The 13,331-nt window shown below is 69.8% G+C and carries 10 protein-coding genes; 4 read left to right on the top strand and 6 right to left on the bottom strand.

Features of this window, described 5'->3' with window-relative positions:
- Window positions 1–10 precede the first annotated feature (10 nt).
- The 4 genes from WJ12_RS28410 to pdxR form a co-directional block, all read right to left on the bottom strand.
- The gene (locus WJ12_RS28410; protein WP_034191238.1) at window positions 11–556 is read right to left on the bottom strand and encodes a DUF4303 domain-containing protein; all 546 of its coding nucleotides are present in this window, start codon (window positions 554–556) and stop codon (window positions 11–13) included.
- 124 nt (window positions 557–680) lie between these two features.
- Entirely contained in the window at window positions 681–1,907 is a 1,227-nt protein-coding gene (locus tag WJ12_RS28415; RefSeq protein WP_059556618.1) for an MFS transporter, read from the bottom strand.
- A 212-nt stretch (window positions 1,908–2,119) separates the two neighbouring features.
- A complete protein-coding gene (locus tag WJ12_RS28420) occupies window positions 2,120–3,700 on the bottom strand; it encodes a trypsin-like peptidase domain-containing protein (protein ID WP_059556619.1) in 1,581 nt (526 codons plus the stop codon).
- 215 nt (window positions 3,701–3,915) lie between these two features.
- Window positions 3,916–5,388 (bottom strand): MocR-like pyridoxine biosynthesis transcription factor PdxR, encoded by a 1,473-nt coding sequence (gene pdxR, locus WJ12_RS28425; RefSeq protein ID WP_034191235.1) that lies wholly within the window; start codon window positions 5,386–5,388, stop codon window positions 3,916–3,918.
- A 181-nt stretch (window positions 5,389–5,569) separates the two neighbouring features.
- On the opposite strand from pdxR, the gene WJ12_RS28430 reads away from it, so the two are divergent.
- Entirely contained in the window at window positions 5,570–6,772 is a 1,203-nt protein-coding gene (locus tag WJ12_RS28430) for a GNAT family N-acetyltransferase (RefSeq protein WP_059556620.1), read from the top strand.
- Between the two features lie 29 nt (window positions 6,773–6,801).
- Here the strand turns inward: WJ12_RS28430 and WJ12_RS28435 are convergent, their stop codons facing one another.
- Together WJ12_RS28435 and WJ12_RS28440 are read right to left on the bottom strand one after the other, a co-directional pair.
- Window positions 6,802–7,281, bottom strand: coding sequence for a DUF3331 domain-containing protein (locus tag WJ12_RS28435; protein ID WP_059556621.1), 480 nt, complete (start codon window positions 7,279–7,281; stop codon window positions 6,802–6,804).
- Window positions 7,282–7,322: 41 nt separating this feature from the next.
- Window positions 7,323–8,534 carry an MFS transporter gene (locus tag WJ12_RS28440; RefSeq protein ID WP_059556622.1) on the bottom strand — a complete coding sequence of 404 codons (1,212 nt, stop codon included), beginning with the start codon at window positions 8,532–8,534 and terminating at the stop codon, window positions 7,323–7,325.
- A 589-nt stretch (window positions 8,535–9,123) separates the two neighbouring features.
- On the opposite strand from WJ12_RS28440, the gene WJ12_RS28445 reads away from it, so the two are divergent.
- The 3 genes from WJ12_RS28445 to WJ12_RS28455 all read left to right on the top strand — a co-directional run bounded on the left by WJ12_RS28445 (window position 9,124) and on the right by WJ12_RS28455 (window position 13,315).
- Window positions 9,124–10,188 (top strand): 2,3-butanediol dehydrogenase, encoded by a 1,065-nt coding sequence (locus WJ12_RS28445; protein WP_034191231.1) that lies wholly within the window; start codon window positions 9,124–9,126, stop codon window positions 10,186–10,188.
- Between the two features lie 396 nt (window positions 10,189–10,584).
- On the top strand, window positions 10,585–12,516 hold the full coding sequence (locus tag WJ12_RS28450) for a sensor histidine kinase (protein ID WP_059556623.1): 1,932 nt from the start codon (window positions 10,585–10,587) through the stop codon (window positions 12,514–12,516).
- Between the two features lie 142 nt (window positions 12,517–12,658).
- A complete protein-coding gene (locus WJ12_RS28455) occupies window positions 12,659–13,315 on the top strand; it encodes a VC0807 family protein (RefSeq protein ID WP_034191647.1) in 657 nt (218 codons plus the stop codon).
- The last annotated feature ends 16 nt before the right edge of the window (window positions 13,316–13,331 follow it).

Genomic DNA, 13,331 nt, shown 5'->3' on the forward strand with positions numbered 1-13,331 from the left:
CCGATGCCGGTCAGCCGTAACGGCGCAGGAATGCGTCGGCGACGGCCGGCGGATTCAGCGCTTTCGCCGATGCGTTTTCCAGCGCCTCGGCCGCGTCGTCGTCGCTGATCGACACGAACAGCGTGATGGCCGCCCTGTCCTCGCCCGTACCGAACAGGCCCTCGCGGTCGAGCAGCCGCAATGCCTCGATCATGTCGGTCTGCAGTTGCCGCGAGAATGCCGCGAATCGCGACTGGACGAACCGCGGGCTCAGCACTTCGTCGGCCAGCCTGCCGCAGATCGCGTTGAACGGCGAGGCCTCCGCCGCCTCGTACGCCCATTCGGCGGAGCCCCACGTGCACCACGGCGCCGGATCGTCGTCCGCGATCGCCCGTTGCGCGCGGATCCGGCGCAGCCCCTCGATCGAATTGGCGGCCGGCACCACCGTCATCGCGCCGCTGTCCGTATAAAGCGCGAACGCGTAGAAATGTTCGTCGGGGTGCAACGCCCGCAGCGCCTTGAAGGTCGCCCTCGCGGCATCGGCAATGTCCCGCTGGAAATCTGAAAAATCGCTCATCGCTTCCTCGCCCAAGCACCGTTCGCGCGTCGGCGAATACGGCTCGCGGAGGGTGCATCGTCTCCCGGTATTCGACGGATTGTCCGCCAATCGGTCGCGCCAAGGTACCGGGCCGCACCCGCGGTCAGCGTGCGGCGTCCCGCGCATCGAATATCCTCACGCAGATCGCGGCCGCCAGCGCGATCGCCGTCGACAGCAGCATCATCGCGAGCGGCGCGTAACCCGCGTTGCCGGCGGTCAGCACCGCGCCCGTCAGCGACGACCACGCGGCGCCGCCGGCGATCGTCATCGCACCGGCCAGCCCCGACGCGGTGCCCGCCAGCTCCGGGCGCACCGACACCGCGCCGGCATGCGCGCCGGGATTCGTCAGCCCGTTGCCGATGCCGACCAGCACGCACGGGCCGAACCACGCGAGCGCACGCGTCGCGCCGCCGAACACGAGCGCAAGCGCGATCAGCGGCCCCGCACACGCGACGACGCGTCCGCACAGGATCGTCGTGGCCAGTGCGTAGCGGCGCGCGACACGCGCGGCCAGAAAGCTGCCGCCGACGAAACCGGCCGTGATCGTCCCCATGCAGAAGCCGATCTCCGCCGGCGGGATGCCGAACAGCGTTTTCGCGGCGAGCGGCGCGCCGGCCAGGAATGCGTAGAACGCGCCCGTCGAGAACGCCATGCAAAGCGCATAGGCCCAGAAACGGCGCGCGCGCAGCAGCGCCGGATAGGCACGAAGCTGCTGCCGGAAGCTCGATGAACGCTGCGTATGGGTTTCGACGAGATCGAACGCGCACCAGCCGAACAGCGCGATGCCGGCCGCGCCGAGCAGCCAGAAGCTCGCCCGCCAGCCGGCCGCCTGGTCGAGCGCGCCGCCGAGCGTCGGGCCGAGCATCGGCGCGAACGCGGCCGCCATCGCCGCATAGCCGATCCGGCTCGCCGCGCGCGCGCCGCCGCCGGTATCGCGGATCGTCGCCATCGACACCGGGTAGACCGACGTGATCGCCGCCTGCATCACCCGGCACGCGAGAAACACGCGGACATCGGTCGCCATCGCGCAGCCGAGCGAACCGAGCGCGAATATGCCGACGCTCGTCAGCACGACCGGCCGCCGCCCGAACCGGTCCGACAGCGGTCCCATCACGAACTCGAGCAACGCGGCCACCGCCGCGTAACCGCCGAGCGACAGCGCGACGAGCGCATAGTCGGTGCGCAGGTCGCGCGCGATCGCCGGCAACGACGGCAGGAACAGGCTCAGCGGCAGCACCGAGAGCGCGCAGAGCAGGATCAGCGTCGCCTGTCGCGGCGACGCCGGGGCGGAATCGATCGGCGGGTTCGATGACAAGCGGATGCCCTCCATGCACGTGCCCGACGGCCGTGCGCAAAGCAAAAAAAAACCCCCGAACGAGTCGGGGGCGCATGGGTGCCGGCGCGGTGCCGCTACCGGACCCTGCGCCTGTGGACTACGACGATGAAGCAAGCCGTTTTCATGCCGAATGGCTCCTGAATGCCGGGCAGACCGCCCGTGATATCGGACGATGTTAGGCGAACGACGCCGGCCGCGTCAACGCCCTAACGCGCGCGCACCGACACGAACTTCCGCGCGTTGTTGCGCTGGATCAGCACGGCGATCACGTTGCCGCCGCTCGCTTCGAGCGACTGCACGTCGTCCGGCGTCTCGAGCAGCGTGTCGTTGAGTTCCAGGACGACGTCGCCCGGCTGGATGCCCGCGCTCGCGGCCGGCCCGTGCACCGCGTCCACCATCATCCCGACCGCGAGCCCCGTCGAACGGCGCTCGTCGTCGCTCAGCGCGTGCATCGTCAGTCCCAGCCGGTCGCCCCGGTCGCCCGCCCCCGGGCCCGATCGTGCCGCAGCCTTCGGCGCGGCCATGCCCGCCGTCGCGGCCGGTGCGTTCCCGGCCGCGTCATCGGCGCCCGTGATCGTCAGCATCACCGGCGCGCGGTTGCGGATCACGCGCAGCGGCGCCTTCTCGCCGGGCGGCAGCGCTGCGGCCAGGTCGTTCAGTTCGGCCGAACGGCCAATCGCCTTGTCGCCGAACTTCACGATCACGTCGCCGGGCTTCAGACCGGCCGCGGCGGCCGGCGAGCCCGGCGCGACGCCATTGACGAGCGCGCCCGCCGGGCGCGGCAGCCCGAATGCCGCAGCCAGCCCGACGCCGACGTCCTGCACGTCGACGCCGAACGCGTTGCCGGGCGACGCCCCGGGGGCGGACGCCTGAGCCTGTTGCGCCTGCATCTGTGTCTGCTGTTGCGCCTGCCACTGCGCGCGCACCTTTGCCGCGAATGCGATCGGAATCGCGAACGTCATGCTCGCGTAGCGATCGTTGCCGGTGTAGACCTGCACCGCGATGCCGATCACGTCGCCCGCGCGATTGAACACGGGGCCGCCCGAGTTGTCGGGATTCGGCGAGATGTCGGTTTCGAAGAACGGGAACGTGCTGCCGTCCGGCAAGCGGTGCGACGTCGCACTGACGATGCCGGCCGTGACCGTGTTGCCCGACCCGTCCGGCGCGCCGATCGTCATCACCGGCTCACCCGCGCGGACCTTCGACGCATCGCCGATGCGCACGAACGGCAGTTTCGTCGCGCTGACGCGCAGCAACGCGACATCGCTTTGCGGATCGACGGCCAGCACGGTCGCCTTGAATTCGCGGCGGTCGGTCAGCCGCACCGTCACGTCGGTCGCCTCGTCGACCACGTGGGCCGACGTGAGGATCAGGCCGTCGGCGCTGACGATGAAGCCCGAGCCGCTACCCGACACCGCACGCGGCGCCGTATCGGGTGCCGGCGTCTGCGGCGCCTGCGCTCCCTGCGCGGGCGCCGGCGCGTCGTGCCGGAAAAATGCGGCGAGCGGATCGTCGGGATCGAGCATCGCGAAGGACGGACCGCCCGTTTGCTGGTCGGGCGCGGCAGCCATGATGGTCACGACGGCCGGACCGTAGCGGTCGACGATCGCCGGAAAATCGACCGGCATCGCGTAAGGCGCGGCGGGCGCCCGCTGCTTCATCGCGCGTGGCGCGGCGGGCGGTGCGAGGGGGGCGGCAACGGCAGCGGGCGGCGGCGAAAAAACGGCAAGCACGCCCCCGATCAACGCGGTGCGAAGCACGGCGCGAGCAAGCGTCTGGCAAACCACGGTGCACCTCCCCCGGCAGTCGCGGCGCCGGCCTGCGCGAAACGCGCAGGCGCCCGACAAGCACCGGTACACGCATCCATTTATAGTCCACGCGGCCTGTTCGAACAGATGAATCGAAACCCGTATGCCGGATGGGGCGGCGGGCGCGGAGCCGCGATGGCGTTCGTTCCGGACAAAGTGCGCGGTTCGTCAATCCGCACAAGTCCGGCAACGAATCAACTCCCGGCCACCCGCTCCGCGAGCGCCGACAGCATCCTCAACATCGGCTCGAACGCATCGGCCGACGTATTGCCGAACCCGAGCACGAGCCCGTTGCCCGCCCGCCCCGCGTCGATCGAAAAGCCCGACAGCGGAAACGGCCCGATGCCGTGCGCGCGGGCCGCGTCGACGATCGCGCGGTCGCGATAGCGCGCCGGCATCCGCAACGCGAGATGCAGCCCGCACGGCCCGCCCTCCACCTGGTGCGGCACGCCGAGGCTGCTGTCGAGCGCGGCGAGCAACAAACGCCGCCGGTCGCGATACAGCCGGCGCATCCGCCCGAGATGCCGGCCGTACTCGCCGGTCTCGATGAAATCGGCCAGCGCGAGCTGCACGTGACGCGTCCCGCCGCGCAGCATCTCCGGCAGCGCCGGTCGCACGGCGGCCAACAGCGCCTCGGGCAGCACGAGAAAACCGATCCGCAACGCCGGAAACATCGTCTTGCTGAACGAACCGAGATAAACGACGGGCGAATCGGGAGCAAGCCCGTGCATCGCGCCGATCGGCTCGCCGGTGTGACGGAATTCGCTGTCGTAGTCGTCCTCGATGATCCACGCGCGATGCCGGCGCGCCGCATCGATCAGCGCGAGCCGGCGCGAAATCGACAGCACGGCGCCGGTCGGGAACTGGTTCGACGGCGTCGTGTAGACGAGGCGCGGCGTCCGTTCGCGCCAGTCGTCCGCTTCCGCGCGCAGTCCCTCCGCGTCGACCGGCATCGGCACGACCTCGAGATCGGCCGCCTGCATCGCCGTACGCGCGCCGCGATAGCCGGGCTCCTCGACCCACACCGTATCGCCCGGGTTGGTCAGCAGCTGCGCGCACAGCGCGATCGCGCCCTGCGCGCCTTCCGTGATCACGATCTGCTCGGGATCGCAGCGCACGCCGCGCGTCACGGCCAGATGGCGCGCGATCGATTCGCGCAGCGCGCGCTCGCCGAGCGGGTCGCCGTACGCCAGCAGGTCGCGGCCGGCACGGCGCAATGCGCGGTCGATCGCGTGCCGCCACGCGTCCACCGGGAAATGCGACAGCGCGGGCACGCCCGGCCGGAACCCCTCCGACTCGCCGGCGCCGATGAGGCTCGGGCGAATCCGGCCGAGCCGCTGGGCGACGGCCGGCGGCGCCGCTCGCCGGCGCGGCGGCGCCGGCCGCGACAGCCCGACCACGCGTGTGCCGCGACGGTCGGACTGCAGGAACCCCTCGGCGACGAGCTGCTCGTAGACCGCGGCCGTCGTGTTGCGCGACACGCCGAGCGTCTCCGCCAGCGCGCGCGTGCCAGGCAGCCGCGTGCCGGCCGGCATCGCTCCGCCGAGAATCGCGTCGCGCACGCGGCGCAGCAACTGGCGCTGCAGCGAAGGCGCGCCCGGTGCGCGCGCCAGCGGTGCGTCGAGCGGCAGCAACGGCGCGTCGCCGGAAGGAAAGGCAGTCGTCATCGGAACATCGCAGCGTGAAAATGTCGGAACGTGGCGCGCGGCGAGTGGCGCGAAGCTGGCGGCCGCCAGATCGTGGCACCATAAATTTGCCGATCCCTGGCGCTTCTCATGGTACCTCGCCGGGACTACGATCGTCTGCATGCCGGCATGTCGCCGGCCGCCAACCGAAGCGAGATCGACCTTGTCCACGCTCACCAACGCCTTCCAGCAATCCATCGGCCACCCCGTCCCCGACTGGTCCGCGCGCCCGCGCCCGGAGCGCATCGCGCTCGAAGGCCGCTACTGCCGGCTCGAACCGCTCGACGCCGAGCGCCATGCGGCCGACCTGTACGCCGCCTACGCACAAGCGCCCGACGGCAGCGACTGGACCTATCTCGCGCACGGCCCGTACACCGACGAGGCAAGCTACCGCGACTACGCACGCGGCGCGCAGGCGAGCGCCGATCCGCTGCACTACACGGTGATCGATCGCGCCACGGGCCGCGCGGTCGGCACGCTCGCGCTGATGCGCATCGATCCGGCCAACGGCGTGATCGAAGTCGGCTCCGTCACGTTCTCGCCGCTGCTCAAGCGCACGCCGGTCTCGACCGAAGCGCAGTTCCTGCTGATGAAGTACGCGTTCGACACGCTCGGCTACCGGCGCTACGAATGGAAGTGCGACGACCTCAACGAACCGTCGCGCAAGGCGGCCGCGCGGCTCGGCTTCCGTTACGAAGGCACGTTCCGGCAGGCGATCGTCTACAAGGGCCGCAATCGCGACACCGCCTGGTTCTCGATCGTCGACGGCGAATGGCCGGACGTGCGCGCCGCGTTCGAAGCGTGGCTCGCACCGGACAACTTCGACGCGCAGGGCAACCAGCGCCGCTCGCTCACCGCGATCCGCCACGCGCAGGCCGGCGCGCGCGACGCGGCCAGCCGTGCGAACGACGCCACGCGCGTCACGGTACGCCCGCTCGTCGCCGCCGACGAAGCCGCGTGGCGCCCGCTGTGGCAGGGCTATCAGAAGTTCTACGACACCGCGCTGAGCGATGCGGTATTCGCCACGACGTGGGCACGCCTGATGGATCCGGCCGAACCGATGTTCGTGCTGGGCGCCTTCGACGCGTCGGGCAAGCTGGTCGGGATCGTGCATTCGATCTACCACCGTTCGTGCTGGACCGAAGGGCCGTACTGCTATCTGCAGGACCTGTACACGGCCCCCGACGCGCGCGGGCAAGGCGCGGGCGGCGCGCTGATCGAGGCCGTCTACGCACGCGCCCGCGAAGCCGGCGCGAGCCGCGTGTACTGGCTCACGCACGAAACCAACACGACCGCGCGCGCGCTGTACGACAAGCTCGCGAACAATTCGGGGTTCATCCAGTACCGGCACGATCTGAAGAAGTAACGCGGATTCGCGGCCGGCCGGCGTTCCGCTCAGTCGAGCACGTCGGCCGAGTCGTGCGCGTCGTCGTGCCCCGCGGCCACGTCGCGCGTCGCGGCGGCCGCGCCCGGCACCGACGCCGGGCAGATCATCTCATCGCCATTGGCCGGCACGGGCCGCCGCACCGGCCGGAACACGGGCTCGCCCGGCGCGATCGGCTGCCCTGAGATCGCGCAGCGGCCCGGCTGCAGCGCGACGCGCAAACGCCAGCGTTGTTCGCCGTAATGGCAACGGCCGCTCTCGACCCATCGAATCAGCAGGCCGTCGTCACCGGCCTCCAGCACCGTGACGAACAGTTGCGGACGCAACGGCGAAACCGCCGCCGCGTGCTCCGGCCCCGACGCACGGCCGATCGTCACGAACGGTTGGGCGACGACGCCATCGCGCGGCGGCCTCGCTTCGTGCTCGCCATATGCAGGCGCGTCGCACGACACGTCTTCTTCGCAGGTCGGGCTTTCCAGGGTGTTGAGCATGCTTGACGAATTTCCGTGCAGGTTGAACGGCACCGGCGCACTCAGCGCCGGCCCAGCGGTTCGCGCAGCAACGCCACGCCGATCGCCGCACCGGCCGCGGCGGCCGCGAGCATCAGCCCGATGCCGCCACGCCAGCCGAACGCACCGACGATCGCGCCGATCGCCAGCGGCCCGATCACCTGGCCGAGATAGTTGCCCTGCACGACCCAGCCGATACTGAGCGGCGCCAGCGACGGCGAAGGCGCGGAACCCGGCGCACAGGCGAGAATCGTCGCGGGCAGCATCCCGGCCAGGGCCGAGAACGCGAAGCCCAGCGCGACCGCGAGCGGCGCGGGCGTCGCCGCGCCGAAGAGCCCCGCGCCGGCCGCACCGATCGCAACCGACGTCGCGGCCATCACGATTCCCGGCCGCGCACCGCGTGACAGCAACCAGCCGGCCGTCAGGTTGCCGATCACGCACGCGGCGACGATCGCCGCACTGATCAGCCCCGCCGCGCCGACCGTGACGCCGAGGCGCTGCATCAGGAACACCGGCAGGAACGTCATCACCGCGAAGAACTGCACGTTGTAGGTCGCGAAGCCCAGCGCCAGGAGCGTGGTCGAGCGCGACCCGAGCACGTCGCGCAGCGCGGGCCCGATGCGTGTCGCAGCCGCCTGACGCGACGGCGTGCCGGCCGATGTCGTCACGGGTACCGCGGCCGCCGCGACGAACGTCAGGACCGCGGCCGCGAGCCAGCCGTTGCGCCAGCCGCCGAGCAGCGGCCCGACGAGCATCGACAGCGCCATGCCGGCCGGCATGAACGTGCTCCACAGACCGAACGCGAGATTGCGCCGCTCGGGCGGCGTCACGCGATTCAGCACGGCCGGCGCGGCAACAACCACGATCACGAAACCGAGCCCTTCGGCGAAGCGCGTGGCCAGCAGCAGCGCGAAGCTGCCCGCCCACGCGCCTGCGACGCTCGACACCCCGAGGAAAACGAGGCCCGTCGTCAGCAACCGCCGGTCGCCCCAGCGCCGCACCAGCAACCCGGCCGCGATCCCGCCGAACACGCCGACGAACGGAAACACCGACATGATCCCGCTCAGCGATGCAAGCGAGCCACCGAACTCGTGTTGCAACGACGGTAACGCGATCGTCGCCTTGCCGACGTGCAGCGCCGCTACGATGCTCGCCAGCACGACGTTCGCGACGGCGGCCCGGTAACCGCGCGACGGCAGCGCGGCGGCATCGGCCGCGACAGGCGATTCGGTCATCTCCACCTCCGTTGAAGCGGGCGCGCGCAACGGGATGTCTCACGCGCCCGCAGTCGGACTGGCGCACATGATACAAATTGAAGTTAACTTCAAGTAAAGGGGTAACTTGCGCAACGATGCGTTTCGGGGACCGTGGCAATCGGTCAGCACACCGGCCGCGACCGGGACCGGTCAGCCGCGGCATCGTGCCGCCGGCGTCACGCCGCTCGCGTCGGTCGCGGTGGACGAAATCGTCTCCTGAGCGCGTATCGACGCCCGCCACACGCCTCCGTTCGTCTCGCCATTCGTCTCATTGCATTGAGACGAATGTCCCGGCGTCTCACGCAATCCTCCGTTTCGCGGGTGCAGCAAATTCCGCGCACGCTTCCGGTCGGATCATCCACGGTCAATGCACGGAAACATACCGCACCGCACACCTTCCCACCCGTCGGCGCACCGTAACGCACACCGATCCACGCTGGCCCCGTTCCTGCATACCGGTCGAGCGCGCATTCGCGCGACGGGCGCCGCGGCAGCCATGCCACGCGCCCGACGACAACCTGACGGAGACAGCAACGTGAGTACACCGGCACCGATCACCGCCCGCAGCATGAAAGCCGCCGTCTGGCGCGGCCGCCACGACATCCGCGTCGAAGAGGTTCCCGTTCCGCAGCGCCCGCCGGCCGGCTGGGTCACGATTCGCGTGCACTGGTGCGGCATCTGCGGCTCCGACCTGCATGAATACGTCGCGGGGCCCGTGTTCATCCCGGTCGACGCGCCGCATCCGCTGACGGGACTGAAAGGCCAGTGCATCCTCGGCCACGAGTTCAGCGGCGAGATCGCCGATCTCGGCGAAGGCGTCTCCGGCTTCGCGGTCGGCGACCGCGTGACGGCCGATGCGTGCCAGCATTGCGGCACCTGCTGGTATTGCCGGCACGGGCTGTACAACATCTGCGAGAACCTCGCGTTCACCGGGCTGATGAACAACGGCGCGTTCGCCGAATTCGTCAACGTGCCGGCCGAACTGCTGTACAAGCTGCCCGACAACTTCCCGACCGAGGCCGGCGCACTGATCGAGCCGCTCGCGGTCGGGCTGCATGCGGTGAAGAAGGCCGGCAACATCGTCGGGCAGACCGTCGTCGTGGTCGGCGCGGGCACGATCGGCCTGTGCACGATCATGTGCGCGAAGGCCGCGGGCGCCGGGCGCGTGATCGCGCTGGAGATGTCGGCCGCGCGCAAGCAGAAGGCGCTGGAAGTCGGCGCGAGCGTCGTCATCGATCCGAAGACGTCGGACGCGGTCGCGGAAGTAAAGGCGCTGACGGGTGGTTACGGCGCCGACGTGTCGTTCGAGTGCATCGGGCACACGGCCACCGCGAAGCTCGCGATCGACGTGATCCGCAAGGCCGGCAAGTCGGTGATGGTCGGCATCTTCGAGGAGCCGACGCCGTTCAACTTCTTCGACATCGTGTCGACCGAGAAGGAAGTGATCGGCTCGCTCGCCTACAACGGCGAGTTCGCGGACGTGATCCGTTTCATCGCGGACGGCCGCATCGACGTGCAGCCGCTCATCACCGGGCGCATCGCGCTCGGCGACATCGTCGCGCGCGGGTTCGAGGAACTGGTCAACCACAAGGACCGGAACGTGAAGATCATCGTGCAGCCCGCCGTTTCCTGATAGCACGCGCCTCACCGCTTCATGGCCGACCGTCGCCCAATTCCCGGGCGACGCATCCGACCGCCCTCTCCCGATTTCCCGCTGCCACCGTCCGAAGCGAACCGCATCTCGTTTCCAGACGCGGACACGGTTTCGAATAAACTTCGTTATCCATACAATCAAGCACAACGCGCCACCTGCCTGACACGCGATCAGGGTTTCTCCCGATCAACCATGTTTCACCCGGTATCGACAGGACCGTGGCGCAAGGCGATCCTGTGCAACGCGCGATGCGGCTTCCCGGCCGCGATCGGTGCCGCCGCGAAACGGCGGCGCCCCTGTTGAACCTCACGGTGCAACGGCGCCGACAGGCCGACAATACGGCCTACCCGGGATAGCTTGCAAACATGGTGTGTCATGACCCTCTCGTTCCATCGGGATCACGCAAACAACGTTCGAACGCTGACGATCCAGCAGAAGACCCATATCGGCTTCGCGCTCGTCACCACGCTGCTGGCCGTGCTGTGCGGCACGATCATCTGGGGAAGTTTCCGGCAATACCGGCAGGAAAACGCCGACCTGCAAAGCTTCGAATTCATCCACGGCACGATGGTCGCCGCCAACCTGCTCTCGGCCGAGCGCGGCCCGACGAACGACCTGCTGGTGCGCCCGCAGAACGACGACACGACGAAACTGCGCAACCTGCTCGCCGCCCGCGACCGTTCCAACCAGGCGCTCGCGCGCTTGCGCACCGCCATCGGGCAGGCGGCCGCGCTCGACGACCGCGAGCGCGGCAACCTGCTGCACGCACTCGACGCCATCCGGATCACGCTCGCCGATGCGCGCGCGGAAGTCGACGCGCTCGCCGCCCGACCGCTCGCGTCACGCACCGTTCGCGATATCCAGCACGCGCAGGCGCGCCTGTTCCGTGTCGTCGACACCGTGTCGCGGCTGATCGACGGCGCGATGGCCGACACGGCAATGCGCGATCCGCGCACGTCTGGCGCGATCCTGCTGGCGCGGCTCCTGAGCGATCTCCGGGAATACGCGGGCCGCACGGGCTCCGTGCTCATCGCGCCGATGTTCAAACGGCAGGCACTCGATCGCGCGCAGTTCGCGGACATCATGCTGATGCGCGGGCGCATCGAGCAATTGCGCGCCCTGATCGACGGCGCGATCGGCGCACAGCTCGACGATGCCGACGTCGCGCGCGAGTACGCGCAGCTCGACGCGGCGTTCGACACTCACCTGCTCCCGCTCGTCGACACGATCGTCGCGAGCGGCCGGACCGGCACTTATGCGATGAGCGCCGCCGACTTCTCGAGGACGATCGTCCCGTATTTCCGGCCATGCGAACTGCTGCGCGACCGCGTCATCGACGTCGCCCGGCGTCAGGCCGTTTCGGACCGCGACACGGCCCGGATCAAGGTCGCGATATCGGCGCTCGCGACCGCGCTCAGCGTCGCGATCCTGATCTCGCTCGCGCGCGGCACGCAGCGGCTGCTGTCGAAACCGCTCGATGCGCTCGGCCGCCGGATCGTCGCGCTCAGCGACGGCGATACGGCGCACGTCGCGATGCCGCGCGGCATCGGGCCCGAGATCGCCCGCATCCACGATGCGCTGGAGACGTTGCGCCACGCGTATGTCCGCCGCGACATGCTCGAGCGCCAGCGCAACGACATGCTGACGCTGTTCTCGCACGACATGCGCGCGCCGCTGACGTCGCTGATCATCCTGATCGACGCGCAGGAAGACCACGCGCGCGATGCACGGACGAAGCAGCAGTTCGCGAGGATCGCCAGGATCGCGCGGCACACGCTGGCGATGGCCGACGGTTTCGCACAGCTGTCGCGTGCCGAGGCCGGCGAATACGAACACGTGCCGGTCAATCTCGCCGACCTGATGAACGAGGCCCGCGACGCGGTGTGGCCGCTCGCGCACCGCAAGCACATGTCGATCGACGACGTGCCCCGACGCGACGATACGGTCGTGCCGGGCGACCCGGCCCTGCTGTCGCGCGCGCTGATCAACCTGCTGGACAACGCAATCAAGTACAGCGCGTCGCTGACGAGCGTCGAATGCCGGGTCGAGCCGGGCGCCGACGGCAAGACGGTACGCTGCACGATCCGCGACAGCGGATGCGGAATCAGCAGCGCGGACCAGACGCGGCTGTTCGAGCGTTACCGGCGCTTTCGCACCGCCGGACAACCGGAAACCAGCGGCGTCGGGCTCGGCATGGCGTTCGTCAAGGCCGTCGTCGAGCGGCATGGCGGCGCGATCCAGGTGGAAAGCGCCGTGTTGCAAGGCACCGCGGTCACGATCACGCTGCCGTCGGTCGCCAACGCGTGACGCGACCGGACGCGGCAGACGGCGATTGCGGCGCCGCAGCCGCGCACGATTCTTCGATATACTGGACCGAACCCTTTTCGGGGCAACCGCGGGCCACCCCGTCCGTCGCGCGTTCGCCCCAACCTGCGTGGAATGGCGCACCGTGAAACCGCGAGCCGGACTGATACTCGAACTCTTCGTCAACCTCGTGCTGCCGTGGGTGGCCTACCGGGTCGCGCAACCGCATTTCGGCGAAACCGGCGCGCTGTACGCGTCGGCAGTCCCGCCGATCGTCTGGTCGATCGTCGAATTCGTCCGCTCGCGCCGCGTCGACGCGGTGGCGGCCATCGTGCTGCTCGGCATCGCGCTGTCGATCATCGGGATGGCGCTCGGCGGCAGCCCGCGCACGCTGCTGATGCGCGAATCGCTCGCGTCGGGTACGATCGGCGTCGTGTTCCTGCTGTCGCTGTTCCGCACACGCCCGTTGATCTTCTATCTCGCCCGCGCGACCGTGGCCCGCGAGATGGACGGCGGCGCCGCACATTTCGAAGCGGTCTGGGCCGCGCAGCCGGGGCTACGGCAGATGCTGCGGCGGATGACGTTCGTGTGGGGCGGCGTCATGACGCTGGAAATGCTGCTGCGCTGCTGGATGGTGATGACCTGGCCGGTCGAGCGCGTGCTCGTCGTGTCGCCGATCGTCGGCTACACCGTGTTCGGCTGTCTGCTGGCGTGGACGTTCTGGTACCGGCGGCGAATGCGCGTGCGCAACAGCGTCGACATCCCGGGCCGCAACGGCGTCACCGAGACCGCCGGCCGCTGACGCCCGGCCCGCTGCC

Source organism: Burkholderia seminalis, assembly GCF_001718535.1.
Classification (GTDB): Bacteria; Pseudomonadota; Gammaproteobacteria; order Burkholderiales; family Burkholderiaceae; genus Burkholderia; species Burkholderia seminalis.

Bases quoted from the DNA above. Each gene is read 5' to 3' on its own strand.
- WJ12_RS28435 (WP_059556621.1), bottom strand. From the start codon at position 7,281: ATGCTCAACACCCTGGAAAGCCCGACCTGCGAAGAAGACGTGTCGTGC.
- pdxR (WP_034191235.1), bottom strand. From the start codon at position 5,388: ATGACGACTGCCTTTCCTTCCGGCGACGCGCCGTTGCTGCCGCTCGAC.
- WJ12_RS28410 (WP_034191238.1), bottom strand. From the start codon at position 556: ATGAGCGATTTTTCAGATTTCCAGCGGGACATTGCCGATGCCGCGAGG.
- WJ12_RS28445 (WP_034191231.1), top strand. From the start codon at position 9,124: ATGAAAGCCGCCGTCTGGCGCGGCCGCCACGACATCCGCGTCGAAGAG.
- WJ12_RS28415 (WP_059556618.1), bottom strand. From the start codon at position 1,907: ATGGAGGGCATCCGCTTGTCATCGAACCCGCCGATCGATTCCGCCCCG.
- WJ12_RS28450 (WP_059556623.1), top strand. From the start codon at position 10,585: ATGACCCTCTCGTTCCATCGGGATCACGCAAACAACGTTCGAACGCTG.
- WJ12_RS28440 (WP_059556622.1), bottom strand. From the start codon at position 8,534: ATGACCGAATCGCCTGTCGCGGCCGATGCCGCCGCGCTGCCGTCGCGC.